This is a genomic window from Pseudomonas fluorescens (assembly GCF_000802965.1).
Taxonomy (GTDB): domain Bacteria; phylum Pseudomonadota; class Gammaproteobacteria; order Pseudomonadales; family Pseudomonadaceae; genus Aquipseudomonas; species Aquipseudomonas fluorescens_A.
In genome coordinates this window covers 1-25,510 of sequence record NZ_JSAK01000023.1, presented here as the reverse complement: position 1 = coordinate 25,510, position 25,510 = coordinate 1, and the positions used below count along the sequence as shown (strand labels likewise).

General features: G+C 61.2%; 19 protein-coding genes. 10 read left to right on the top strand and 9 right to left on the bottom strand.

The window, feature by feature from the left end; genetic code table 11:
* The first annotated feature begins 110 nt into the window (after positions 1-110).
* From NL64_RS29180 to NL64_RS19995, 3 genes are all read left to right on the top strand, one after another.
* Positions 111-1,448, top strand: coding sequence for a GGDEF domain-containing protein (locus tag NL64_RS29180; protein ID WP_052321268.1), 1,338 nt, complete (start codon positions 111-113; stop codon positions 1,446-1,448).
* Between the two features lie 131 nt (positions 1,449-1,579).
* Positions 1,580-2,428 (top strand): winged helix-turn-helix domain-containing protein, encoded by an 849-nt coding sequence (locus tag NL64_RS20000; RefSeq protein ID WP_034149796.1) that lies wholly within the window; start codon positions 1,580-1,582, stop codon positions 2,426-2,428.
* Positions 2,421-2,942, top strand: a complete 522-nt coding sequence (locus NL64_RS19995; RefSeq protein WP_034149795.1) for a hypothetical protein — start codon at positions 2,421-2,423, stop codon at positions 2,940-2,942. The genes NL64_RS20000 and NL64_RS19995 overlap by 8 nt, the downstream gene beginning before the upstream one ends.
* 39 nt (positions 2,943-2,981) lie before the next feature.
* Here NL64_RS19995 and NL64_RS19990 read toward each other — a convergent pair whose 3' ends face one another.
* On the bottom strand, positions 2,982-4,373 hold the full coding sequence (locus NL64_RS19990) for an SGNH/GDSL hydrolase family protein (protein WP_155292768.1): 1,392 nt from the start codon (positions 4,371-4,373) through the stop codon (positions 2,982-2,984).
* A 162-nt stretch (positions 4,374-4,535) separates the two neighbouring features.
* Entirely contained in the window at positions 4,536-5,615 is a 1,080-nt protein-coding gene (locus NL64_RS19985) for a sigma-54 interaction domain-containing protein (RefSeq protein WP_034149793.1), read from the bottom strand.
* A gap of 407 nt (positions 5,616-6,022) precedes the next feature.
* Between NL64_RS19985 and NL64_RS19980 the strand changes: the two genes are divergently transcribed.
* The 6 genes from NL64_RS19980 to NL64_RS19955 all read left to right on the top strand — a co-directional run bounded on the left by NL64_RS19980 (position 6,023) and on the right by NL64_RS19955 (position 15,011).
* Positions 6,023-7,096: an ABC transporter substrate-binding protein gene (locus tag NL64_RS19980; protein WP_034149792.1), complete on the top strand. Its 1,074-nt coding sequence runs from the start codon at positions 6,023-6,025 to the stop codon at positions 7,094-7,096.
* A gap of 14 nt (positions 7,097-7,110) precedes the next feature.
* On the top strand, positions 7,111-8,334 hold the full coding sequence (locus tag NL64_RS19975) for a lipase family protein (protein ID WP_034149791.1): 1,224 nt from the start codon (positions 7,111-7,113) through the stop codon (positions 8,332-8,334).
* Positions 8,335-8,349: 15 nt separating this feature from the next.
* Positions 8,350-9,558: an LLM class flavin-dependent oxidoreductase gene (locus NL64_RS19970; protein ID WP_034149790.1), complete on the top strand. Its 1,209-nt coding sequence runs from the start codon at positions 8,350-8,352 to the stop codon at positions 9,556-9,558.
* Between the two features lie 4 nt (positions 9,559-9,562).
* Positions 9,563-11,149, top strand: a complete 1,587-nt coding sequence (locus NL64_RS19965) for an ABC transporter substrate-binding protein (RefSeq protein ID WP_034149789.1) — start codon at positions 9,563-9,565, stop codon at positions 11,147-11,149.
* A gap of 164 nt (positions 11,150-11,313) precedes the next feature.
* Positions 11,314-13,896: a TonB-dependent receptor plug domain-containing protein gene (locus tag NL64_RS19960; RefSeq protein ID WP_034149788.1), complete on the top strand. Its 2,583-nt coding sequence runs from the start codon at positions 11,314-11,316 to the stop codon at positions 13,894-13,896.
* A gap of 29 nt (positions 13,897-13,925) precedes the next feature.
* Entirely contained in the window at positions 13,926-15,011 is a 1,086-nt protein-coding gene (locus NL64_RS19955) for an LLM class flavin-dependent oxidoreductase (protein ID WP_034149787.1), read from the top strand.
* Positions 15,012-15,154: 143 nt separating this feature from the next.
* Here NL64_RS19955 and NL64_RS19950 read toward each other — a convergent pair whose 3' ends face one another.
* From NL64_RS19950 to NL64_RS19920, 7 genes are all read right to left on the bottom strand, one after another.
* Positions 15,155-16,957 carry a dipeptide ABC transporter ATP-binding protein gene (locus NL64_RS19950; RefSeq protein WP_034149786.1) on the bottom strand — a complete coding sequence of 601 codons (1,803 nt, stop codon included), beginning with the start codon at positions 16,955-16,957 and terminating at the stop codon, positions 15,155-15,157.
* Positions 16,954-17,799, bottom strand: coding sequence for an ABC transporter permease (locus NL64_RS19945; protein ID WP_034149785.1), 846 nt, complete (start codon positions 17,797-17,799; stop codon positions 16,954-16,956). The genes NL64_RS19950 and NL64_RS19945 overlap by 4 nt, the downstream gene beginning before the upstream one ends.
* A gap of 10 nt (positions 17,800-17,809) precedes the next feature.
* A complete protein-coding gene (locus NL64_RS19940; protein ID WP_034149784.1) occupies positions 17,810-18,871 on the bottom strand; it encodes an ABC transporter permease in 1,062 nt (353 codons plus the stop codon).
* Positions 18,864-20,435, bottom strand: coding sequence for an ABC transporter substrate-binding protein (locus NL64_RS19935; protein WP_034149783.1), 1,572 nt, complete (start codon positions 20,433-20,435; stop codon positions 18,864-18,866). Before NL64_RS19935 ends, NL64_RS19940 begins: the two co-directional genes overlap by 8 nt.
* A gap of 10 nt (positions 20,436-20,445) precedes the next feature.
* On the bottom strand, positions 20,446-21,645 hold the full coding sequence (locus tag NL64_RS19930; RefSeq protein ID WP_034149782.1) for an LLM class flavin-dependent oxidoreductase: 1,200 nt from the start codon (positions 21,643-21,645) through the stop codon (positions 20,446-20,448).
* A 165-nt stretch (positions 21,646-21,810) separates the two neighbouring features.
* Positions 21,811-22,542: a class II aldolase/adducin family protein gene (locus tag NL64_RS19925; RefSeq protein WP_034149781.1), complete on the bottom strand. Its 732-nt coding sequence runs from the start codon at positions 22,540-22,542 to the stop codon at positions 21,811-21,813.
* Between the two features lie 15 nt (positions 22,543-22,557).
* On the bottom strand, positions 22,558-23,613 hold the full coding sequence (locus NL64_RS19920) for an ABC transporter substrate-binding protein (protein ID WP_034149780.1): 1,056 nt from the start codon (positions 23,611-23,613) through the stop codon (positions 22,558-22,560).
* A 512-nt stretch (positions 23,614-24,125) separates the two neighbouring features.
* On the opposite strand from NL64_RS19920, the gene NL64_RS19915 reads away from it, so the two are divergent.
* Positions 24,126-25,394: an acyl-CoA dehydrogenase family protein gene (locus NL64_RS19915; protein WP_052321267.1), complete on the top strand. Its 1,269-nt coding sequence runs from the start codon at positions 24,126-24,128 to the stop codon at positions 25,392-25,394.
* The last annotated feature ends 116 nt before the right edge of the window (positions 25,395-25,510 follow it).

The window sequence follows — 25,510 nt, the reverse complement described above, 5'->3', positions numbered from 1 at the left end:
TCAATGGCAATACAAACGGTGCCGACTGGCACATTGGAGTAAAGATCATGAGCTGGGTCGTGAGGCACGCGCAGGCTATCAAGCGCAGTTGCTGGATAACAGTGGCCGTTATGTCGATGCTTATTGTCTTTGCCGTGGTCGATCGCTATGAGCGCCAATACCACATGCTGTTGGAGAGTCAGCAAGCACTGCTGGCTCAACGCAGCGAATGGGGGTATTCGGGCCTGCTGAACAATCTGCAAACCCATAAACTGCAACAGTCCATGCTGACGGCCAATCCGCCGCCCAAAGGCTGTTTGTCAGACGAATTCATTGCCGGGCAGCAGCGCTCAACCGCGACCCTGACTGCGGATGTCGATGGGCTTACACAGTACATATTGCGGGTACCGATTCACCAGTTGGCACCGATGCCCAAGCCGCAGGCGCCACGCATTCGCCTCAAAGACGGCGGCATCAACATGACCAGCCGGCAACAGCTGGGTTATACCTGTGATGGGCGTTACGCCGTGATCCAGGAAACGCAAACCCGCCTGGAGCCACAGCCGCTGCTGCCGTCCCAGACGATGGGGACAGCGAACACCAAGGGGCTGATCGTGCATGTCGCCCTGACACAGGATCAGGGACCCACCTTGTATATCGACATCCATTTCACTTCCGGCAAGGCAACCTACCTGCCGGGCTCGGAGGCTGCCTGGTCGACCTCGCAGCTTGTTCAAGTGCAAGGCCAGGAGCGCTTCTCTCGGCACTATGCAAATCTGCACCATGGGCTGCAAATGCGTATTTACAGTGACCCGTTGGCCCCGGACTTTCTGCCGCTATTCCTGAGTTTTAACGGTCTCGGGTTGTTTTTGGCAGCCGCCGTCGTGGCGTGTTTACTGCTGATCAGTGGGCTGGTGGCGCATCTGATGGATGCCGGTGTGAAGCAACATCGCGCGGCCACTCGCGACTTTCTCACCGGCCTGTACAACCGCCAATACGCGATGCCACGGGCAGAAATGGAGTTGGCGCGCGCCACACGCAAGCCGGCGCCCGTATGCGTTTTGATGCTGGATATCGACCATTTCAAGCAGGTCAACGATACCTACGGCCATGACGGCGGTGATCAGGTGCTGAAGTTTTTCGCACAGTTGCTGACCCGGACGGTACGGCAACAGGATCTGGTGGCCCGCATCGGCGGCGAGGAGTTCCTCATCATGCTGCCGGACACCGATCTGCCAGGCGCACAGCGGATGGCCAATCGTTTGCTGCAAGCGCTGCGAACCTCGACCATCGAGTACGCCGGCCAGCAGTTTGGCGTTACCTGCAGCATGGGTGTCATCGACTGGCATGGCCCAGGTGAAAGTGTTCAAAACTTGCTGATCCGTGCGGATCGGCTGCTGTATCAAGCGAAACAGCAAGGTCGTAACCGCTATGTCAGTGAGCTCCTGCCCGACTCTGAGCTGGCCTGAATTCGGCGCTGAGGCCGAGATTTCGGCGTCTATTCTGAGTAGTCGTTGGCTAAAGCAACAAATGGCCGCTTAACTCTAGAGGTCGACGACGCGTCTCCGACTTACCGTCGTGCCACGCACGGAAGCTCGCCATGGGCCAATTACTGATTGATGAACATTTGGTGTTCGACGAAAGCAACTTCCTGTTGTTTCGCGTCGATGCCGTCAATGAAGAGCCTTTGCGCCTGGGCGCCATTGCCAGTCGATGCCTGGCCATGCTGCTCAGGTCGGGTGGCGCCGTGGTGCGCAAACGCGAACTGATGGCCGGCGCTTGGGGCCAATATGGACTGGAAGTGACCGACAACAGCCTGGCCCAGGTTGTCCGGCAATTGCGCCTGGCCCTGGAGAAACTGCAGCCCGATCGCGAATTCATCCAGACCTTGCCGCGCATCGGTTACAAGCTCGCCGATGGCGTGAGCGTCGAGGAGTTGTCCGCGGTTGCGCAAGCGGCGCCTGCCCCAACTGCAACGCCGGTTTCAACCATGGCCGATGCAGAAGACGAACCGGACGAAGCGCCATCGATCACGGCAAACCCTGCACCAACCGCACCCACTTCGGCGCCGCGTCCAGTGCAGCCCACAACACCACCAAAGCGATGGGGCTTGTGGCTCGCACTCTCTCTTTGGGGGGTATTGGCATTCCTGTCCGGAAGAATCTGGCTGGGGCCTTCTCCTGAGGTGGCACCGCCCGCGTTCGCCGCGCCCGTTACCATAGATGATGTGCACGTGCATCTGTCGGCGCAGGACGTACATCCCCCGGCGACATCGCACCTGCAATCGTTGGTGCAGAACAGTCGCGAACTGGCGGGGCATCTAGGCATCCCGGCGCAAAACATGCACCTGTACCTGTTACCGTCCCGCCGTGGGGCCGACCAGATTCTTTGCGATGGCGAGCTGGAAATGGTCAGCAGTCGCTGCATTGGCGTACAACAATATGACTAGACGCACCGCAAACATCGTGTGGTGCCTGGCCTTCGTACTCGTGGGTCTGTTGGGTGTGGCGCTCGGGCGCCTGTCGGCCGGGCACACGAGCAATCCGGATCTTTGGTGCACTGGAGAGAGTGCGCATCAAGTGCCGTCCGCATTGCGTCCTGCGTGGTTGACCACTCGGTTCAGACTGGACTTGCGGCCCACCGGGGTCAGCCACATGCGTATGCGCGCCGAATTGATCGAGGCCGACTCGGGAAATGAATTGGGCTCCCTGCGTCGCAACAGTGCCTTTGAGGTGCAACAACAGGAGCACCGCTTGCAGATCAATGTCGTGCGTGCCGCCAAGGGCGAAGCGGACAGTCCGCTACCTGAACTATCGGGTGCACTGGGGATGTTTATCTTCCGCTCGGACAACAGCGTGAGTTACTGGATGCGTTCGTTGTCCGAGACGCGCTTCCTGTTCGATGATGGCAATGACATGTTCATCCTGTGCAGTCAGCGTCCAGCATCGAGTAGCAGAGGTTAATCGCCGGAATCAGCCAGGCTCGTTCCAGACGCCGCAAAATCACTCGATAAGCGGCGGCCGATAAGCTCGAAATTCCGAAATCGCGGGAGTATCAGAAGAAACCGTTAACTCGATGACATGACGTGTATTTGGAAGACCGGTTACCAGCACATGACGCTGCTGCACCGAGCCATTTGCCAGGGGAGTCGCCGGTTCGTCTACGCAGGCGAAGCGCCGCTCCCATTGAAAGCTTTGTTCCTCCTCCAGACCTTTACCGGATATTTTCTTGGCATAGGAAAGGTTCCAGGCACCCGGCTGTATCGTAACGTTCCCCGAGAGCGACTTGAAAACCTCCGAACCCGAGCCGCTTCCCTCTGCGCCTGTACGAGCGCTCTCTAGATCAAAGTCGAAACTTTCTTGCGGGGTATCGAGATGCCGGACCCGAAGCGTCCACACATCCGCTTCGTGATAAGTCTGGCGGACGTCGATTTTTTTCAGAGCCGGCCATTCCGGGACATTAGGCAACCGCGTTACGCGGCTGGTCTGCCAGCAGCCGTCGAGCTCGCCGGGGTCCTTTCCGTCGATCTTGAGACTTACTTTTCCGTCCAAGGGACCCGCGGCGATTAATTCGGCGCGGTTGCCATCGAATTCGTAGCGGGTCTTTTCGCCAGGGACAGGCGCAGTAAAGCTCTGAACATGGCCGAAAGTGTTGTTCTCATTATTTTCAGGATGATCCACAAGCTCCCCGACCCAAGAAGTGAACAGGTTAGCCATGAGGGTCCACCCCTCAGTGTTGGGATGCGGCGGATCGGCGAGCAAATCAGCTATTTGAAGGTTGTGCTCCCGCAAATAGGCATTCCAGCGCTGGCGCCGCGGTTCCAGCGCAAGGTCATATTTCGCTGCCAGGGCCGGGGCCCAGACGTCGGACATGAACTCCTCCCAGCTCCTTTGCTTGAACAAAAAATGCCCCGTACAACCCTCTGGCGGCGACCATCGAAGATGTAAGCCAGTGTCACACACAGGTTCAACCGGATAAACGACGTGGTCTGTTTGAATGATGATGTCGGCTGCGGTTTTGGAGCGAAGGGTGCGGATGATTCGCTCGTAGGCCCGGTGATCGCCATATACATGAAAAACGATCAGGTCGGGATAGACCTCCTCGATGTCGCGGGCGACCGCCTGTTCCAAGAGAACGGCGCTCCACCCGCCCAAAGCGAGGTTACGGTAATCGAAGGCCACGTTGGGATATCTGGCTCGCAACGTCGCGATAGCCTGGTCGGTCCATTTCGGCGTACTGATCGACTGTCCGTAGAAAAGAACTTTCAGGACCTGAGGCTTCTCCGGAGTTGCCGAACGAATAATTGACAACGAACGGCCAATCGCCTGATCGGGCTCTGGAGGAACAGGATCTGCGGATACCGTTAGAAAGCAGCTTGCGAGCACCAGGCTCAAGATGACGCCACAACTAACGTTCCGACCCATAGAAGCACCGCAGTAAACAATTAATCGTACGCATCACCTGTCAGGGGTGCTGCAAGAGATCCTCGCACAGGAGTGTATCCGACATCACTGCTGACGCCATGAGGCGTTTCGGTCAGGAGTCACGGTGATTCGCTACTCCTCCACCGATAACGGCTTGTTCAATTCGCCAATTTTTTCCAACCGCGCCCGGACGATATTGCGGCTGATGTTCAGTAGTCGCCCGGTCTGCAACTGGTTGCCGTGGCAAAACCGATAAGCCGCGCGAAAGATGGTTTCTTCAATGTGCTCGTAGAGGTCTGGAATGTTTTGCTCGAACAATGCGTTGAGCGCCGCTTCCAGGCTAACCGGTGCAGCGATGCCAGGGCTCGAATGGACGGCTTGTTCCTGCTCGTGGCGGATACCCGAAGAGCGCATGTCTACCAGGTGCAGATCCGCCGGGGCGACGCGCTGATTGCGGCACACCAGCAAAGCGTGGTGGATGGAGTTTTCGAGCTCGCGGATGTTGCCCGGCCAGCTGTGTTCCAACAGTTTGCGTTCGGCCTCGACACTCAACGAAGCGCGGTTGTAGCCCAGGCGTTGGCAGTGTTCTTCGAGGAAAAATTCCGCCAGTGGCAGGATGTCTCCCGGTCGCTCCCGCAGCGGCGGCAGGCGAATTGTGGCGACGTGCAATCGGTAGAAAAGATCCTCGCGAAAATGCCCGGCAACCACTGCATCCGCCAGGTTGACGTTGGTCGCGGCCACCAGGCGAACGTTGATCGGAATTGGCGTACGCGAGCCCAGGCGCACCACTTCGCGCTCCTGTAGGACCCGCAATAATTTGACCTGCATGTTCAGCGGCAGATCACCGATTTCGTCGAGAAACAGCGTGCCGCCATTGGCGGCTTCGAACCAGCCGGCCTTGCTGGAAGTGGCGCCGGTAAACGCGCCTTTTTCATGGCCGAACAACTCGCTTTCCACCAGGGTTTCGGCAAAGGCACCGCAGTTCACTGCAACGAAAGGTTCACGCCCTCTTCGGCTCAGATGGTGAATATGGCGGGCCACCAGCTCCTTGCCGGTTCCGGTTTCGCCGATGATCAATGTGTTGGCCTCACTGGGCGCCAGGCGCTCTATTCGACTGAGCAACTCCTGGGAGCGCGGGTCCTTGAACACCAGAACGGTGGCCCTTACCGATTTGGTCAATTCGCGGGCATTTGGATGAGTGATCAGCGACATGGTGCATTCCTGGCAGTAAAAGCGCGTGCTCAATAGTGCACGAAGATATTTAGACTAAAAAATTATTAATTCGTATTTGAATATTCCTATTTTGAATATGTCATCGAATTGCTCCTGCCTTGTTGCTGGAGCAGCAACTGGCACGCATCGCCCTGCTTGCAGATCAGCACCCTCCGCTCTGAGCAACCTCCGCCCCATACCCCAATAGCCCCGCCACGCAAGGCCTGCAGCCCGATTTTCACGCTGTGGCATGCAATCTGCTCTCTCCCTCCAAACAGCAAACTAACTGTAGGAGCCGGTTTGCTGGCGATGGCGTCCTCAACAACGCCACAGGACTTGAAGGCCTCCTCGCCAGCAAGCCAGCTCCTACAGAGTGCTTTTGCCAATAGCCATACAGGGAGATTTCGATGAAACGTTTCTGGCGTAACAGCCTGGTCGGCTTGACCGGGTTACTGCTCAGTGCCTTTGCACTGGCCGAACAGGCACCGACCACGGTGAAGATCGCCATCGTCGCCTACACCCAGGGCGGCAAACCGGTGTTTGGCGGTATCGCCGGGCGGGTGATCGAGGACGGCTGGCTCGAACAGCAACTGAGCCAGCGCGGCGTGAAACTGGAGTGGATCGCCCTACCCCACGCCGGCGCCGGTCCGCAGATTAACGAAGGCTTCAGCAACAACAGCATCGACTTCGCCGTGCGCGGCGACCTGCCCTCGGTGATCGCCGGCGCGGGTGGCGTGCCGGGCAAGTTGATCGTGCCCGGTGGAAGCGGCAACAACATCTACCTGGTGGTACCCGCCGGTTCCGAAGCCAAGAGCATCGAAGACCTCAAAGGCAAACGCCTGGCCCTGCACCGTGGTCGCCCCTGGGAGTTCGCCTTCAGCAACTTCCTCGCCAGCAAAGGCCTGAAGCTCGACGACTTCAAAATCGCCAACCTCAACCCGCAAGTCGGCGCCGCAGCGGTGTCCGCCGGCAAAGTCGATGCAGCGGTGCTGCTGAGCGAGGCCTACGCGCTGGAGGACAAAGGCGTGGGCAAGATTCTCTGGTCGACCAAACAAGGCGCCAACGACTGGCGGTTGATTTCCGACCTCTGGGGCACCGACAGCTTCGTCACCCAGCACCCCGACATCACGCAGATGCTGGCAACGGCCTGGGTCAAGGCCGCGTGGTGGATCAGCCAAGAACAGAACCAGGATGCCTACTACCAACTCTCCTCCCGCGCCGGCACGGCTGAAAGCGTGTTGCGTCGCGACGACCAGAACGATCCCGTGTCGTGGAAAGAGCGCTGGGCGCCGAAAAGCGACCAACAACTCAAGGCGCATTACCAGGCCCTGACCGCCTACGCCCTGGCCAACCACCTGATTCGCGACAACTACGACATCACCCCTTCGCTGGCCACCGGTTTCACCAACCAGGCGCTGATCGATCTGCAACTCACCGACTATTGGCCGGCCCTGCGTGGCCAGGTCAGCAACAATCCATGAATAGGGAAATCCTGATGAAACTGCCGCAAAAAATCGTCTTCGGTTTGAGTGCCCTGGCGCTGTCCATGAGTGCCTTGGCTGCCGGTACCCACGCGCCAAAACCCGACCCGCGGCAAGGTGACGGTCGTGTCTCGTCGTTCTACACCTGGCAAGAGGTTATCCCGTCCACACCGGGCAAACTGCTGCGTAGCGAGCCGCTGGAAAAAACCTTGAGCCTGCCCAACGCTGCCAGCGCGCAGCGGATTCTCTACACCTCCACCGACGGCATCGATAACAAGACCCCGATCGTGGTTTCGGGCACGCTTTTCTTGCCCAAAGGCAAGGCGCCTGCAGGTGGTTGGCCGGTCGCGAGTTGGGGCCATGGCACGGTCGGTGTCGCCGACGTTTGCGCGCCGTCCTGGCAAGGCCGTTCCTATCGCGACGTGCAGTACCTCAGCCGCTGGCTGGACGAAGGCTATGCCATCGTCGCCACCGACTATCAGGGCCTCGGCGTACCCGGCGGCCACCCCCTGCTGAACAATCGCATGGCCGCCTACGGCATTCTCGATGCGGCCAAAGCCGTAGTCTCCGGCGTGCCGGGGCTGGCCAACAAAGTGCTGATCGTCGGTCAGTCCCAAGGCGGCGCAGGTGCCTTCGCCTCGGCCGCCTACGCCCCGACTTATGCGCCGGACCTCGGCGTCAAAGGCAGCATCGGCACCGGCGTGATCTACACCGTGGGTGCGAAAAACGTCGGTGAACAGGACGTCAACAAAGTCGACGCCTCCCTTGCCTACGGTTTCTACACCTTGCTGGCGGCCCAGCAGTACGACCCGAGCATCAACCCCAAGGACTTCTACACCGGCAAGGCATTGCCACTGTTCGAGCAGGCCCGCACCAGTTGCCTGGCGGCGCTGGTCAGCGATGTGGTCGGTGTCGGCCTGACGCCGGCCAACGCCAAAAAAGACTACAAGGGCGACCAGCTCGCGGCGTGGCAAAAACAAGTGTCCTACCCGACGCTGAAACTGGCCCAACCGATTTTCATCGGTACCGGCGCCGAGGACAAAACCCCGGCAGCCTCGACCCAGGTCGCGCTGATGCAGGACGCCTGCAAAACCGGCTCCGTGGTTGAAGGCCATCTCTACAAAGGGCTGGGGCATAGCGAAACGGTGAACGCCTCGCTCAAGGATTCGGTGCCTTTCGCCCACAAGGTCATCAACGACCAGCCGATCACCCCGATCTGCAGCCCTAACGTGCAGTGAGCCGGAGCCTTCGACATGAGCATTGAATTTTTCACCCGCCTACCCCTCCATGGCGAAACCCAGTTTCTCCCCGGCGACCCGCGCAACCGCGGCGACTGGCATCGCGGCGGCCCGAGCACCGGCGCCGTCTCGGCGTTCAGCGTGGGTGACCACTTCACCTACATCGACTACCTGGGGCAGATCGCCAAAGCCGCAGAGATCAACGGTTTTGGCGGTGCCCTGATGGTCAACGCGCCTTCAGGTGAAGAGCCCTGGACCGTCTGCTCACTGCTGGCCCGGGAAACCCGCACGCTGAAATTCGTCACCGCGTTCCAGCCCTACCACTACACGCCGTGGGTCGCCGTGCAGCAAGCTGCGACCTATCAGCGCGCCACCGGCAACCGCCTGGTGTGGAACATCATCAACGGCGGCTCGGACGCGATTCAGCGTCAGGTCGGTGACTTCAGCGATCATGACGATCGCTATGAGCGGGCCATCGAGTTCATGGACGTGGTCAAGGGTTATTGGCACAACGAGAACTTCCACTACGACGGCAAATTCTACAAAGCCGAAGGCGGTGGTTTGCGCGGGCCGTTGAAAAAGGCCGAGCTGCCGCTGATTTGCACTGCGGGCTCGTCGATCCCGGCCCGGGAGTTCGCGGCCAAGCACGCCGATTTCTACCTGATGCGTGCTGAGCATCCGGATGAAATTGCCGCGCTGATTGCCGATATTCGCGAGCGAGCCTTGAAGTACGGGCGCACGGACATTCGTTTCGGTTTGTCGATCGATGTCATCACCCGGGAGACCGAGGAACTGGCTCGCACCGAAGCCAAGCGTTTTTTCGACGAAGGTATCGCCCGGGGCGCGGTCAAGGCTGTGGCGGCCCATGCCGGGCTGCGCACTGCGCGCAAACTCAGTTATGAAACCGGGTTCGCGCAAAAAACCGAAACCCAAAGCTTCGACGACTTTTTCATTCACCCCAACGTCTGGACCGGTTTTGGCTACATCGGCATTCCGCCGGGCTGCGCGCTGGTGGGCAGTTATGAAAATGTCGTGGCGCGGATTCGCGAGTACAACGCCATCGGCATCGATCTGTTCTTCCTCGCCGGCTACCCGCACCTGGAAGAAGCCTACCGCCTGGGCGAGCACATCCTGCCGCACTTTCGCAGTGAACGCGTGCAACTGAGTCGCCCGTCGCAAGCACCGCTGGAGCTGCGTTCCGCCAACGGCCCGGCCGGAGCCTGATGCCATGAGCAACGATCACTCACTCTTCAGCCGCCGGGATTTTCTCGGCCACAGTGCGCTGCTTGGCGGTGGTTTGCTGCTCGGCGGTGGCTTGCTCGCCGGCTGCGGCCCGAGCAGCGAAAAGCCAATCGCCAGTGCCGCTGCCGACAATCAACCGCGGTATGGCGGACGTCTGCGCCTGGGCATTCTCGACGGTAACCAGAGCGGCAACCTCGACGCGCACAAACCCATTGGCAGCGGCATCGTTCGCGGCTTTGCTCTCTACAGCAAGTTGTGGGAATGGGACGAGCAAATGCAGCCGCGCCTGGCCCTGGCCGAATTCGCCGAGCCGAATGCCGATGCGAGCAGCTGGACGTTGCGCCTGCGCCCGGACCTGGAATTTCACCATGGCAAAACCATCGATGCCGATGACCTGATTTTCTCCATCCGCCGCCTCACCGATCCACAACTGGCCTCGCCTTACGCTGCGTTGCTGCACTGGGTGGACCGCGACAACCTGGTCAAGCTCGACTCACGCACCGTGCGCCTGAATTTTCGTGAAGGCCGCAGCTACATGCCGCTGGCGGAAACCTGGGTCAACTTCGGCGGGATCGTGCCAGTGGACTATCACCCGGTGACCAACCCGGTAGGCGCCGGCCCCTACAAACTGAAAAGCTTCACCCCCGGCCAGCGCTCGCTGTTCACGCGGTTCGAGAACTACTACAAGGACGGTAAACCCTACGCCGACGAGCTGGAGATCATAGACTTCAAGGATCAGGTTTCGCGCCTGGCGGCCCTGCGTTCCGGGCAAATCGACATGGCGAACGTGATGCCCACCGAACAGCTGGAAGTGCTGCAGCGCGACCCACGGCTCAGGGTGCTCAAATCGGTCACCGGCAACTGGTTGTCGTTCGACATGAACCTCGACAAGCCGCCGTTCAATGATCCGCGGGTGCGGGAGGCGTTTCGCCTGCTGGCCGACCGCGAAGAGCTCGTGCGCCGGGCGCTCAACGGTCAGGGCCGAGTGGCCAACGACCTCTATGCGCCGAGTGATCCAACCTTTAACCACACGCTCGGGCCGCGCCCTCACGACCCGCAACGTGCGGCACAACTGCTCAAGGAAGCCGGGCACGAAAACCTTGAACTGGAACTGGTGACGACACCCGGACCGGGGCTTACATCGGCGCTGGTGCTGGCTGAGCAGGCCAAGCGCATCGGTATCACGCTCAAGGTCAAGCAGGTTGATCTGGCGACCTTCCAGGGACCGCTGCGCAACGACTGGACACTTAGCACCGGCGGCAGCATCGGCGCGCCATTCCTGGCCAGCTCGATTCACACCGACGCACCGTTTGCCGTGTCGAACAAGACCCATTTCAACGACCCGCAATTCAGCGAGCTGTTACTGGCCGCCATGGCCCAGCCCGACCTGGAGAAACGCAAGGCGCTGGTTCACCAGGTCCAGCAGATCCAGTACGAACGTGGCGGCATGTTGATCTGGGGTTACGCCGATCTGCTCGACAGCGTGGCCAACCGCGTAGGCGGCGCGGAGGCCGAGGAATCGCTATTCAGCACCTGGCGCTTTGAAAAGCTCTGGTTGAAAGACACGGCCTGACCCGCGCGCGCGGCCAGACACCACCGACTTGTAGGAGCCGGCTTGCTGGCGATGCCGACATAACGGCCACCACCGCCATCGCCAGCAAGCCCGCTCCTACAGGGAATGGCGTTGTTTCAGGCATCGCCAATCGACCCATAATTTTTTTGCGAGGCTCATTCGCTATGCCCTCTATCGCCTTTCGTTTGCCCGTAAAACGCTCCGCCCTGGCCATGGCGGTGGTGTCGGCATTTTCGCTACCAACCTTCGCCGCCGACACTCAACTGCAAACCGTCACCGTTCAGGCCAGCGCCAGCGATCCGGACGATGACGCCCTGCCCACCCGCCCGGAGTCGTCGATCTACGGCGGCATCGAAACCAAGGTGATCGACACCCCGCGCTCGATCACCCAGGTCAACGCCGAACAACTGGCCAACGACCCGATCCGCAGCGCCGACGACCTGGTCAAATACGCCCCGGGCATCACCCGTGGCGGCGGTCAGAACGCCGGGATCGCACCGCAATTCCGCGCCCAGGGTTCTGAAGTGTTCCAGGACGGCCAGCGCGCTTACGGCGTGCGGCACCCGGCCAACTTCAACGCCTATGAAGGCGCGGACATCGTCGCCGGCCCGTCCTCGGTGACCTATGGCTCAGTGTCCGGCAGTGGCGGTTACGTCAATTACCTGAGCAAGAAACCCAACTTCAGTGAATTCAAAACCCGACTCAGCGGTGAGTTGGGCACTTGGGTACCGGACGGTGAATCCCGCGACTCCAGCAAATTCAGCGTCGACAACACCGGCCCGCTGAGTGACAACCTGGCCTACCGAATCAGCATTACCAAGCAGCGCCAGGAGGATTACTACGACAACGTCGACAACAACTTCGACGCGTTCTACGGCGCCCTTGCCTGGCGTAATGACAACGTGCGCGTGGACTGGAATGCCAGTTACGACGACTACTACGACTACAACATCACTCACGGCTGGAACCGCGCCAACCAGGAGTTGGTGGACAGCGGCAAATACTACGCCGGGCGGGCCACTCCGATTATTCAGAACGGCAACACCCTGTGGTCGCCGGTACTCGCGTCCGGGGCCGCGGATGCGCCGACCCTGGGATGGGTCAAACGCCAACGTAACGCTCAGGGCCAATACAGCGTGGTCGATGGCAGTTTCCAGTCGGCCTCCCCTAACACCCGAACCAACCCGGGCAGCCTGCGTGGCTGGGTGTATGACCCCTCGCTCGCCGGCAACGGCCTGACCTCCCTGTCCTCGCAAACCGGTCAGCGCGACGAGGATGAAAACACCTCGCGGCGCTTCACCACGCAACTGCGCGCAGAAGCCGACCTGACCCCGACCATCACCTTGGCCAACAACACGTTTTACCAGCGTTCGCGGGACATGACCGACGCCGTCGGCTCGTTCCAGGTGCAGTCCAAGGACAATATTTTCGACAACCGCTTCGAGTTCCGCTCGCGCAACGAAGCGCAGCTGGGCGGCTTGACCTTGCGTGATGACAGCAATACCGGGGTGATCTACCGCCGTGAGTTCAACCAGTCGATCGCCGCCAACAACAATTTCGGCTCGACCATCAACGCCTATGACCTGACGCAGAATCCGTCGGGCAAGAATCCGGGAGATCTGCTGGGGCTGACCGGTTCCAATCCGGCGGGCGGCAACGGTGCCTGGATCGGCCAGCCCGGTGTGCCGCAATTTTCCAACTACTACGGTTGGCTGAACCTACCGGCCATGTACCCGGCCGGCCACGGGCTGTACGCCGAATCCGTCGCGCCTTACACCGCTGAAAGTACCTGGACCACGCGCACGTTGTTCACCCAGCACAACCTGCGGTTCGGTGAGCGAGTGGGCCTGAACATCGGCGCCAGCCGCAGCTGGATCGACGCCGAAATCGAAAACCCGTTCGTGCTCGCCGGCGGCAACCCGCGCAAGGACAGTGACAACTACCGACTGTTTGCCTTTCAGGTCAGTCCGTACGTGAAGCCCACCGAAAACAGCACGCTGTACTACACCTTCGATCGCTCACTGGCGGTCAACACCGGGTTCTTCTCCAACGGACTGGGCTGGGGCAGTGGCGCCGGTGCCAACCTGCTCAACCCGCTAGCGTTCGAAAGCCTCAGCGTGCTGCACGAAGTGGGATTGAAAGTCGAAGCGGTGCCCAACGAACTGTTCATGACCCTGGCCGCATTCAAGCAAGAGCGGGATCAGTCACCCGACAGCAACAACAACATTGCGCGACTGGTGATCAAGGGCGTGGAGTCGACCATTCGCTACCAGCCAGACGATCACCTGCGCACGGCGTTGAACCTTTCGAAACTTACCGCCTACAACGAATTTGCCTCCCAGGCCGGTTTTGCTTCGGCGGGGTTCATTCCCGATAACGGCACCGTGTTCGGCGACAACAACAGCCTCAATCAGCGGCCGTCCGGGCGGTTCGACGCGGTACAGATTCCCGAATACACCGCCAGCGGATACTTCGACTATCGCTTCGATTCAGGCTTTGGTGCCGAGCTGTCCGGCTGGTGGACCAGCAGTTGGTACCTGAACCTGAGCAAGACCGTGAAAGTCCCCGACGAATACAACCTCGACCTCGCTGTGTACTACCGCCAGCCGCACTGGAGCACCACTTTGCGCGTGCTCAACCTGACCGATGAATTGAACTTCGTCAGCGGTCTGGCCGGTTCCACCAACACCTTCCTGCAACCCATGCCCGGCCGCACCGTGCTGGCCCAAGTGGATTACCAATTCTAAAACCGCCTATCACCATCAGGAGTGTTCCCATGTCCATTGAATTTGTCGGCATGATTTTCCCTCGCCAGTGGTCCGAGACCCGAGGCATACGCAGCCCGGATTTCGATCTGGATTTTATCCGCCACCACGCCCGCGCCCATGAGCATGCCGGCTTCGACCGGGTGCTGATCGCCAGCGGCCCGGGCAGCGCCGACAGTTTGCAGATCGCCGCCTACGCCGCCGCGCACACCGAGCGCCTGGGGTTCATGATCGCCCACCGCCCGGGCCTCACCGCCCCGACAGTCGCGGCCCGGGCGTTCGCGACGCTCGATCACACCACCGGCGGCGGGCGGATTCGCCTGCACGCCATCACCGGGATCACCGCCGAACCTCAGGAAGGCGACTTCCTGCTGGACAAGACCGAGCGCTACAAACGTACCGATGAATACCTGGAAATCGTCCGCCGAACCTGGACCGCCGAGGAGCCTTTCGACTTCGAAGGGAAATACTTCAACATCAAGGGTGCCTTCTCGCCGGTCAAACCGTTGCAGCAGCCGCACATTCCGATTTCCTTCGGCGGGTCTTCGGATATTGCCTACCAGATCGCGGTGAAACACGCCGACCTGTATGCCTTGTGGGGTGAGCCGTTAAGCGGCGTGGCCGAACAGATCGGCAAATTGCGCTCGGCTGCCAGCGCGGCAGGTGTCGAGGCGCCGCGCGTCAGTCTGTCCGTGCGTTTGATTCTGGGCGCGACCGAGGAATTGGCGTGGCAACGAGCGCAGCAGATTCTTGATCAGATCAAGGCCAACCCGCAATTTGCGGCAGGCAGCCCCTGGCAAAAACGCATCAAGGGCACCGGCTCGGAACGCTTGCTTGCCGCCGCAGCCCTGGGTGATCGCCACGACCGTGCACTCTGGATGCCCACCGCCACCGCCGTTGGCGCCTACGGCGACACCACCGCCCTGGTCGGCACCCCGGAAACCGTGGCCCAGGCCTTGCTCGACTACGTCGATCTGGGCGTAACCACCTTCCTCAACCGTGGCTACGACCCGCTCTACGACACCGTGGATTATGGCCGCTGGATCATCCCCGCCGTGCGCGAAGAAGCGCGTCGTCGCAAGGCGCGGGTGGCGTAAGGCACGCCCGTCGATGGGGCAGGCAAATAAAAAATCGCAGCCTTCGGCAGCTCCTACAGGTGACCGTATTCCCCTGTAGGAGCTGCCGAAGGCTGCGATCTTTTGATCTTGCTGTTGCTTGGTCGGAGCTTCGCAGGTCGACGTCAACGCAACGTCGGCGAATTCTCCAGCAACGACCGTGTGTATGCAGCCTGCGGCTGGTCCAGCACGGCATCCACCCGCCCCTGCTCCACCACACGGCCCAATTTCAGCACCAACACCCGGTCGGCAATGGCGCGCACCACGCCCAGGTCGTGGGTGACGAATAGCAGCGTCAGCCCTTCCCCTTGCAATTGCCGCAACAGCGCCAGGATCGATGCCTGTACCGACACGTCCAGCGCCGAGGTGATTTCGTCGCAGATCAGAAGCTTCGGCTCACAAACCAACGCCCGCGCAATCGCCACGCGTTGACGCTCGCCCCCGGACAAGCTGTGGGGATACTGATCCGCCACCGAGGCCGGCAGCGAAACCCGCTTGAGCACTGCATACACACGTTCCCGAGCGGCTGCACCCTTGATACCGAAGAAATGCTCCAGCGGCGCACTTAAGGTCTGATAAACCGTTTGCCGCGGGTTCAGCGCCCGGTACGGGTTCTGGAAGATGTACTGGATCTGATGCCGTTGCGCCCCGTCACGTCGACGCGCCGACAGGCTCAACAACTCGCCGGCGTAATGCACTTCGCCCTCGGCGTTTTCTCCCAGCCCGGCAATGGCACGGGCCAGGCTGGTCTTGCCGGAGCCGGACTCACCCACCAGCGCCAGGCATTCTCCAGCCGCCACACGCAGCGACACATCGAACAGCACCTGACGGTCATAGGCCACGTTCAAGTCCTTGATCTCCAGCAGCGGCGTGCGCTCTAACGCCTCGATGACTGGCGCCAGAGCGCTTTGGCCGACCAATTCCAAGGCCTGAAGATGCGGAGCCAGACACGCCACCCGCTGCTGTGAAAATAAATCCTGCAACTGCGGCTCAACCACCGAACACGCCGCAACACGACGGGAACACCGAGGTGCGAAGGCACATCCCTGTGGTCGCTGCCCCGGTGCCGGTGCGTGCCCCGGAATCGCCAGTAAATCCCTGCGTTGCGCCACATCGGGAATCGCCGCCAGCAAGCCGCGGGTGTAAGGATGAGACGGCCGATGGAACAGCACTTCACGCTCTGCGACTTCGACGATACGCCCGGCATACATCACCATCACCCGGTCCACCAGATCCTTGATCACCGCCAAATCATGGGACACATACACCGCCGCCACGCCCAGGCTTTTGCACAACCGGCGCAACGTCGCCAGGATGTGCGCCTGGGTGGTCACATCCAGTGCAGTCGTCGGCTCATCGAGGACGATCAATGCCGGGCGCAAGACAAAGGCCAGCGCCAGCATCACCCGTTGCTGCTGCCCGCCGGACAGCTGATGGGGGAATCGCTGCAAAAAAGCCGCGTTATCGGGCAAACCGACATCCCGCAAGGTCTCGACGATGCGCTGCTGTTGCGCCGTGCGATCGAGTTCAATCTGGTGAACGCTAAGGGTTTCCCGCAGCAAACTGCCGATACGCAGCGCCGGATTCAGCGCGGTCGCCGGGTCCTGGGCCACATAGCCGATCAGGCTGCCCCGGGCTCGACGCAGGTCTTCGCCGGCCAGGGTCAGCAATGATTGACCGGACACCTCGACCTGACCGCCGACGATCCGCGCGCCCCTTCGGGCATGGGCGAGCAAGGCGGTGGCCAGGGTGGTCTTGCCGGAACCGGACTCGCCGACCAACCCCAGAATTTCTCCGCGTTCAAGGCTGAAGGTCACCCCGGACAGCACATCGATTTGGCCCGGTAACTCGACCCGCAAATCGCGAACCTGCAAAACCTGCGTCGCCTGCACAGTAGAGCGGGATTCGATCCCGGCAATGGCGTTCATGGCTGTTTCTCTCCGATCCTGGAACTGCTGCGGCCGATGCCTTCGGCCAGAATGTTGGTGCCATAGGCGAAGATGCCGATCAGGATCGCCGGGGCCAGTACCGCCCAGGGCTGGACCAGCAGGCCCGCCTGATTCTCGTTGATCATCAGCCCCCAGTCAGCGGTTGGCGGGGCCACGCCGTAACCGAGAAAACTCAAACCCGAAAGCATGCCCACACCCCAGGTCAGCATGTTGCCGAAGTGCACCAGTAGCGGCGTGAGGATGTTCGGCAGGATTTCCTTGAACAGAATCCGCCGTCTCGAATAGCCCATCATCTGCGCGGCCTCGACGAACTCCTGCCCCGCCACCGCCACCGCGCTGCCACGGGCCAGACGAATCACCCCCGGCGTGAAAGCGATGGCTACGGTCAACACAATCAGCCAAGGCGCACGCCCCAGCATGGAGACAATCAACAGCACCAGAATCAGGTCGGGAAAAGCCAGTGACACGTCCGCGAGCCAAGTGATCAATTGATCCAGGCGTCGCCGGGAAAACCCCGCCAACAAGCCCAGAGTGCTGCCGGCCAACAATGCGATCGAGGCCGCCGCCACCGACATCCACAGCACCGACACGCCGCCGCTGAGCAAGCGCGACAACACGTCATGCCCGAGAAAGTCGTAGCCCAGCAATGCCGCGCCCACCGGCGCGCCATACACCGAACCGACCATGTCCGTCGGGCTGTGGGGCGCCAGTAACGGGCCAAGCAATGCCAGCGCCACCACCGCCAGAGTGATCAACGCACCCTTGCGGGTTTGCGGTTCCGCCAGCCACAGGTGCCAGCGCCGACGTCGGGAGTCAGTCATGCATCACCTCTCAAGGCGCCTTGGATGGGGAGCGTCGCCACCAGGGCTGGATGCCCCGACGGTTACGCTGGATCATGGTGACCCGGCGGGCGGTGCGCAGTTTCGGGGTCAGCAGCACCGTCAGCAGATCCGCGAACAGATTGATCAGCACCACGCCGAGGGTGATCACCAGCACGATGGCCTGGACCATCGGCAAATCGCGCATCTGGATCGCCGAATTGAGCGAGGTGCCGATGCCGGGATAGCTGAAGATCACCTCGGCCAACAGCGCCCCGCCGATCAACGTGCGCAGGGTCAGGGCCACGCCCTGGATCGCCGGAATCAAGGCATTGGGCAAGGTGTGACGCCAGACGATTCGCCACTCGGGAATCCCCCGCAGCCTGGCGGCGACCACGTAGTCGGACTCCAGCGCTTCGATCATCGACGCCCGCACCATGCGCGTCAGGTACGGCAAAGCCGAGAGGCTCAGGGTCAGCACCGGCAGCACCAGAAATTGCAATTGGCGCAGCAGCGATTTGTCCGGATCGAGAATCGACACCGCTGGCAACACGTCCATGTGCGGCATGGAAAACAGCAACACCAGGCCGATGGCCAAGAGAAAACCCGGCGTGGCCTTGAGGAAAATCAACAGCGACAAGCTCCAGCGGTCCAGGCGACTGTCACGTCGCAAGGCCAGTGAAACGCCGAGCAGCAACGCCACCGGCACCACCAGCGCGATCACCCCGGCGAGCAGCGCCAACGTGTAGCCAAAACGACCGAACAGGATGCTGCCCACCGCCACGTTGGAGTCCAGCGACACGCCCAACTCACCACTCAGCGCATGGCCCAGCCAGCGAAGGTATTGCTCGATGATCGGCCGGTCGAGGCCCAACTGGCGTTGCAAAGTGAGGATGCTTTCCAGCGGCGCATCAGGGCCGAGGATCACCCGCGCCGGGTCTGATGGCAGCGCCTGAGTGGCGATGAACACCACCAGGCTGATGACCCACGCGGTCAGCAGGCCGTAGCCCAATCGTCCGATGAACCAGGACAGCCAGGCTGGCGTGCGCGGGGTTTTGCAGGACGGCTCAGGCATGGTTCACCCACATTTCATCGAAACGCCATGAAGCAAACGTCGTCTGTTCCGGCGCCAATCCACCGACCCGAACAGAGGCGGCATCCAGCACGTCATTGAAGCCCCAGATCAGCAGGCCGCCGCGCTCGTGCTGGATGCTTTGCGCTTCATGCACCAGCAGCATGCGCCGCTCCAGATCGGGTTGAGCCAGCGCCTGTTGGTACAGCGAAGTGAAACGTTCGTCGTGGAAATTGCTGCGGTTGTAAATCGCCTGCGGCGCGTCGTTGTGCAGCGCCGATGCAAGGAAACCCCGAGCCGGCGTCGAGCCCGGCGACAACAACCAGTTTTCCCGTTGCGGGCCGTTGAACACCGAGCCATCGACCTGGGTGACCTTGATATCGACCCCGGCCTTTTTCGCTTGCTGGGCAAACACCAGCGCTGCGTTGACGCCCGGCCCCGGCGTGGTGGTCAGCTCCACCCGCAGGTCGTCCTGCCCGGCCTGACGCAAGAGTGAGCGCGCCTGTTCCAGATCGTACGGACGCTGGGCAATGCTGTGGTTGTACGTCGGGTCGTGAGGCGAATACAGGTCATTGGCGATGCGCCCGAATCCGTTGAGCCCGCGGTCGACCAGTTCGCGACGGTCGGCCAGCAGACGGAACGCCTGGCGTACTCGCACATCCTGAAACGGCGCCTTGGCCAGATTCAGATTGAACCCGGTAAACGACGTGCTCGGCGATGCATACAACTTGAGTCGCGAATCGGCCTGGAGCAGCGCGCTATGCTCGGCCTGCACGCCGCTGGCGACATCGATCTGCCCGGCGCGCAACGCCGCCGAACGGGACACCTGGTCCTTGAACTCGATGATTTCCAGTTCATCAGCATAGGGTTGCCCAGGTTTGTAGTAGTTTTCGAAACGCTGGTAGAGCGAGCGCTGGCCGGGAATGAAACTCTTGAGTTTGTAAGGCCCGGCGCCCACCGGATTGCTGATCGGGTCGTAATCGGTGGGGACGATGCCACCAAAACTGATCAGGGTTTCGTCCAGCGGATAGAAGCTTTGCCCTTCCTTGAAACGAATTTCGATGGTGCGCTCGTCCAGTTTGCGCAAGGCGTTGCGGTCGATCGCACCCACCAGCCCGGCAAAGGGCGACGCCAGTTTCGGGTCGGTCAGGCGCAGGACCGAGAACAGCATGTCATCGGCGCCGATGCTCTTGCCATGGTGAAATTCCAGCCCCGGCTTGATGCGAATGGTCCAGGCGCTGGCATCGGCGTTGGGCTCGGCGAACTCGGCCAGGGCCAGGCGCGTGCTGACATCGGTGTTCCACTCCCAGAACTTGCTGTACAAGGCCCAGCCGCGAATGATCCCGCCGCCCACCGGTTTGTGCGCATCGAGGTTGCCTGACTGGTCGCCATCGATAATGCCGACCCGCAAACGACCGCCACGCACCGGCGTGCTGGACAGCGCCGCTGCGCCACTGACGGCCGCGCCACTGTCGCAACCGCTGAGCAGGCTGCTGCCGAGGATCAGGCCACCACCGACTGCCAGGCCGTTACCGAGAAACCTGCGACGGGAAAATCCTTCGCTCATGACTGACTCCTCAGGCCCGCTCGACCGCGTTGGCGCGTTGTGGCGCAGGCGTCTCGGCCCGCAGGCTCGGCACGTCGAAACCGTGATCCAGGTCGAGCAACGGGAACAGCAGATCCGCCACCCGGTGCGCTTCATCGATCAACGGGAAACCGGAAAGAATGAACGCCGACGTGCCTTGGGCTTCGTATTCACGAATGCGCTCGGCGACCTGCTCGGCGCTGCCCACCAGATAGGTGCCGGCGGCCGGGCCAAGAATGTTGAAGCCGAACAGGCTCGGACCGAGCCAGACGTTGGGATAGATCTCCAGGTCCCGGGCCTTGGGCAGGCGGCCTGCGCGGATGGTCTCGACGTTGCGCTGGATCTGCGGGTCGTCGCTGTGGAAGCTGTCCAGGGTTTCGCCCGGGGGCAGTTGCCGTTCAATGGCCGTGCGGGCGGTTTGCAGTGAAGTGCGCTGCAGGAGTTTTTCGGCGTGGGCCCAGGCTTCCTCTTCGGTCTCGCGGACGATGATTTGCAGGCGCGTGCCGAAGGTCAGTTCGCGACCAATCTTCGCGGCTTCTGCCGCCACTTTGCGGAACTTTTCTCCAAGTTTTGGCGGGGTGTTGGCGAAGCTCAGATAGACGTCAAGCAACTGCACCGAGTGGGCGACGCCGGGACCCGAGGTGCCGGCACCCCACAACGGAATGCCGGGTTTCTGTTTCGGCGGATGCCAACCGCCCAGAGGATGGCTGGCAGCAGCCGGCGAGCGAGGGGCCAGCTTGACGTATTTACCGTCATAGCCCGAGGTGTCGCCGGCGTAGAAGTTCTGGAAGGCGCGCCAGTATTCGAGGCTGAAGTCGTAGCGCTCATCGTGGGGGTAATGCACGCCGAGGATGGCCAGGCCGGCGTCGTTGCCGTTGACCACGTTGAACAACAGACGGCCGTTGGAGAATTGATCGAAGGTCAGCGCCCATTTGGCCAACACCGCTGGCGACAACTCGCCGGGGTGTTGCGCTACCAGAAAACGCAGGCGTTGCGTGGCATCGATCAACGCGGCGCAAACGGCCAGGCTTTCGTTAGGGCTGGAACCCAGCAGCGACCCGTAATACCCCAGGCGATCACTGGCCACGGCCAGTTGCTTCAAATGTTCGAAATCGGTTTTCCAGCGTCCTTCTGGCTCCCACGGATAAGGTCCGTCGGGGGTGGTGAGGTACCAGAGTATTTTTACAGCCATGGGCGTGTTCCTTGGTTTATGTGTCGACCGTTCGGCCGGCGTAAACCCGATCCCTGTGGGAGCTGGCTTGCCAGCGATGAGGCCGGCAAACATTGCGGTATTCTTGAGGCCGCCATCGCTGGCAAGCCAGCTCCCACAGGGTGTGTTGACCGGGAGTTTGGCGGGTCAGGTGCGACGATCGATGGCGGGCACCAGGCCCAGTTCGGTGGCTTGTTCGTACAGGCCGCTCATTTTCCATTGCTGGGTCAGAACCCCCGGACCATAAGCACGCGAACCGCCCAAGGCATCGGCGAGCAATTGCAGTTGCGCGCCCTCTTCCAGCAACAGGATGAACTCGGCGGTGGCGCGCAAGCCTTGCTTGCCCCACACGGTGGAGCCGCCGTTGGCTTCCAGAATCGCCAGGTTGAAGGGGTTCTCGGCGATTTTGTCGAGGATGAAATCCACTTCCTGCTGACGGCGGTCGATGTACACCGGCAGTTCCCGGGCCAGTTGATAGCGCTGCACCGGCACGTAGTGGAATGGCAGCGTGCGATGGGTCTGCGCCCACGCGCCGAGATACGGTGAATGCACATGCGACACGGTGGTGATGTCCGCATGTTGTTGGAACAGTTTGGTGTAGCGACCGAAACCGCCTTTGCCTTTGCCGTAGATCACCTTGCCTTCAAAATCGGTGACCGTCGCTTGCAGCGGCTTGCGGTAATTCCACGGGCCGCCGTAGTTGACCGACACCAGCAGCTCCTGACCCGGTACGCGCTCGATAAAACCGACGGTGCCATTGGCGGTGATGGTGTTGGTTTCACGGAACACGGTAAAGGCTTCCTCAGCCTCGACCAGCACCTTGTCGATGAAGTTCTTCAGTTCTTCGCTGATCAATTGCTCGTTAATAAGTACGGTCATGGCAGTTCTCCAGATTCAGGCGCGGCGCTTGGCCAACAGTTCATGGGCGGCTTGCAACGGGCGCGGATCGACCCAGTCGGCGATGGAAAAATCGCGTTCCAGGAAGCCGTGCAGATACAGAAAATCTTTTTGCGTATCGAGAAACTCCAGTCGCTGCGAAGACAGATCCGGTGCCAGCGTGGTGTGGAATTCGCCGCGGTAGGCCTCGGCAACCCCGGCGCTGCCGGCGCGGGTTTCTTCTTCGAGAATGGTGTTCAGGGCATCGCGGTTATTGGCGGCCCAGTCAGCGGCGTTGAGGGTTTGCGCGAGAAACCGCACCACCAGGTCGAAATGATTGTCGAGCAAGCTCTGATGAACCGTGATCGGACGCGGCGTGCCGTTGTTGATGCGATAACGTGGCTCGGCGATCAGGTCCAGGTCGATCCCCACCACCAGCCCGAGACGGCGTGCGGCGTCGGCGGCGGAAGCGCCTTTGACGTAGACCGCGTCCACCTCGCCGCGCACCAGGTAATCGAGGCCCGACCACAGGCGTTGCAAGCCTTCCTGCGGGTTGGCTGCCCGCTCCTGATCCTGGAGCGCGACTTCCACCAGCTCAACATCATCGAAACCCAGCCCGGCCAGGCTGAGCGCGCCTTTGTAGCCGTGCAGGCTCATGGCCCGGGCGATGCTGCCCGGACGGGTTTCACCCCAGGCCGGAAGCGCCAGTCGCTTGCCTTTAAGATCCTGCGGCCGGCTGATGCCGGAGTCCGGGCGGACCAGGATGGTCTGCCATTCTTCTATCCAGGTCAGGCCGATCAAGCGACTCGGCGCACCGGCCGCCCGCGCCGCCAATGCCGGCACGTTTCCGCCTTCGCGAAACAGCCCCGGCAATTCGTGATCGTAGTGGTGATGGCCCAGTTGACGGGCCTCCTGCAAGGTCGAAACCGGCAGGCCATCGGCGGCGAATTCGTCGCTGAGCCAACCGAGTTTGTAGGCGATTCCGGAAGCCGTCGGCACCGGGCAACGGGTGAACCAGATTTGGTCCAGCTCAGTGTGGGGATCGGGTCGAGTCTGTTTGGCAGCAAGCGTCATGGGCAGCTCCATCGGGTTGGGCAAGTCAGTCGCGGTGACTGTTGCCAGCGCTATTGCAGTGCCCGTGCCAAAAGCTGAAAGCCCCGGTTCTACGGGCCCTCAGGTCAACCAGCGTAAATGAGCCGCCTCTAACTGCTGGCCTGCCAGCAGCGTTGCTCGGCGACTGCTGCTGTTCGAGCAATAGCCTTCAACACACTGCTTCCCCAGCAACACCCGCCACCCCTTCACCGCGCCAGACCCAGCGCCGGGCACGCTTTCGAGCCCTTGGCGCAGAACTTGCTCAAGGCCTTTTCACAAACCCGTAGAACGCCATCGTCGGAGCGACGCCCGCAGCAAGCCGGCTCCTACACAATCGGATGAACAACGCGGACCTGTAGGAGCTGGCTTGCCAGCGATAGCGGCCGCAAAAGCGACGCAAATTTGATGGCCCCATCGCCAGCAAGCCGGCTCCTACAAAGGGCGGTTCGTGTGGTTCTACGGGCAACAGCAGATCCATTATCAGAGGTACAACAATGAGCAAGGTTGAACACGATCCCGCCGGCCAACTGACCCAGGAACAGGCCCCCATTCGTCTGTTGCAAAGCGAAGCCCAGGCCATCGCCGTGGCCAAGGAAATCGCCCTGGAGATTGCCGAAATCGCCGCCGATGCCAGTCAGAACGGTCAACTTCCCCGACGCCAGGCGCAGCTGTTATCCGAAAGTGGCCTGACCGCCATTGGCGTGCCCAAGGCGTTTGGCGGGCTCGGTGCTTCGGTGGAAACCATCGTCGAAACCGTGCGCCTCATTTCAGTCGCCGACGGCGGCGTCGGTCAGTTGCTGCAAATTCACAACGTCATGCTGCGGGGGATTTTCACCGGGTATTCCGACGAGATCCGCGACCGCTTGATCCGCGATGTATTGGCCGGCAAACGTTTCGGCAATGCCTTGGCTGAGGTGGGCGGCAAGAACAAGTTCGCGCTCAAGACCCGGGTTGAGCGTCGCGCCGATGGCAAGCTGATCCTCAATGGCAGCAAGTTCTACTCCACCGGTTCCTACCTGGCCGAGTGGATTTCCCTGACCGCCGCCAGCGACGACGGCGGTGCCGGGGTGCTGCTCAATCGAAATACCCCGGGCCTGACGCTGGTCGATGACTGGGAAGCCTTTGGCCAAAAAAATTCTGTCAGCGGCACGGTGATCTTCGACAACATCGAACTCGACGAAGGCTTCGTCTCTCAGCGCAAAGGACCGATGAAGCGCACGGGCCTGACCTTCCCGCAGATTCTCCACGCGGCCATCGACACCGGTATTGCCGAAGGCGCGCTGTCGGCTGCGGTGCAATACCTCAACCACAACGCTCGCCCTTGGGTGGAAAGCGGCGTCGACCATGCCAATCATGAGCCGCACATCATCAAACAGATCGGCGAATACGCCGTGGCGTTGCGTGGTGCGCAGTCCTTGCTGCGGGATGCTGCACGGGTGTTCGATCAACATGAACTGGACCCGGACAACAAAGAGCTGCAGGACGAACTGATTCTCTCAGTGGCCACCGCACGCGCTCATTCCGATGCGGCCTCGCTGAAGATCTCCAGCGACATCTTCTCTCTGCTCGGTGCCAGCTCATCCTTGAACAAATGGAACCTCGACCGCTTCTGGCGCAACGCCCGGGTTCACACCACCCACGACCCGATCCGCTGGCGCCTGCATCATGTCGGCAACTACTACCTCAATGGTGTCGACCCGGGCGAATACACCGCGATCCTCAACGCCAAGGAAAAACAGGGTGCCACCAGCCCCGGGCGGTGATTGGACGCCCGCCTTCGCCAGCAAGCCGGCTCCTACAGAATCGGGTTCGCAGGGATGAATCGGGTTCACGCGGTTAAACCGTAGGAGCTGGCTTGCTGGCGATGGCGTCCTCAAGA

Coding starts and splice junctions, on each gene's coding strand:
- NL64_RS29180 (WP_052321268.1), top strand. CDS start 111: ATGTCGATGCTTATTGTCTTTGCCGTGGTCGATCGCTATGAGCGCCAA.
- NL64_RS20000 (WP_034149796.1), top strand. CDS start 1,580: ATGGGCCAATTACTGATTGATGAACATTTGGTGTTCGACGAAAGCAAC.
- NL64_RS19995 (WP_034149795.1), top strand. CDS start 2,421: ATGACTAGACGCACCGCAAACATCGTGTGGTGCCTGGCCTTCGTACTC.
- NL64_RS19985 (WP_034149793.1), bottom strand. CDS start 5,615: ATGTCGCTGATCACTCATCCAAATGCCCGCGAATTGACCAAATCGGTA.
- NL64_RS19980 (WP_034149792.1), top strand. CDS start 6,023: ATGAAACGTTTCTGGCGTAACAGCCTGGTCGGCTTGACCGGGTTACTG.
- NL64_RS19975 (WP_034149791.1), top strand. CDS start 7,111: ATGAAACTGCCGCAAAAAATCGTCTTCGGTTTGAGTGCCCTGGCGCTG.
- NL64_RS19970 (WP_034149790.1), top strand. CDS start 8,350: ATGAGCATTGAATTTTTCACCCGCCTACCCCTCCATGGCGAAACCCAG.
- NL64_RS19965 (WP_034149789.1), top strand. CDS start 9,563: ATGAGCAACGATCACTCACTCTTCAGCCGCCGGGATTTTCTCGGCCAC.
- NL64_RS19960 (WP_034149788.1), top strand. CDS start 11,314: ATGCCCTCTATCGCCTTTCGTTTGCCCGTAAAACGCTCCGCCCTGGCC.
- NL64_RS19955 (WP_034149787.1), top strand. CDS start 13,926: ATGTCCATTGAATTTGTCGGCATGATTTTCCCTCGCCAGTGGTCCGAG.
- NL64_RS19950 (WP_034149786.1), bottom strand. CDS start 16,957: ATGAACGCCATTGCCGGGATCGAATCCCGCTCTACTGTGCAGGCGACG.
- NL64_RS19945 (WP_034149785.1), bottom strand. CDS start 17,799: ATGACTGACTCCCGACGTCGGCGCTGGCACCTGTGGCTGGCGGAACCG.
- NL64_RS19940 (WP_034149784.1), bottom strand. CDS start 18,871: ATGCCTGAGCCGTCCTGCAAAACCCCGCGCACGCCAGCCTGGCTGTCC.
- NL64_RS19935 (WP_034149783.1), bottom strand. CDS start 20,435: ATGAGCGAAGGATTTTCCCGTCGCAGGTTTCTCGGTAACGGCCTGGCA.
- NL64_RS19930 (WP_034149782.1), bottom strand. CDS start 21,645: ATGGCTGTAAAAATACTCTGGTACCTCACCACCCCCGACGGACCTTAT.
- NL64_RS19925 (WP_034149781.1), bottom strand. CDS start 22,542: ATGACCGTACTTATTAACGAGCAATTGATCAGCGAAGAACTGAAGAAC.
- NL64_RS19920 (WP_034149780.1), bottom strand. CDS start 23,613: ATGACGCTTGCTGCCAAACAGACTCGACCCGATCCCCACACTGAGCTG.
- NL64_RS19915 (WP_052321267.1), top strand. CDS start 24,126: ATGAGCAAGGTTGAACACGATCCCGCCGGCCAACTGACCCAGGAACAG.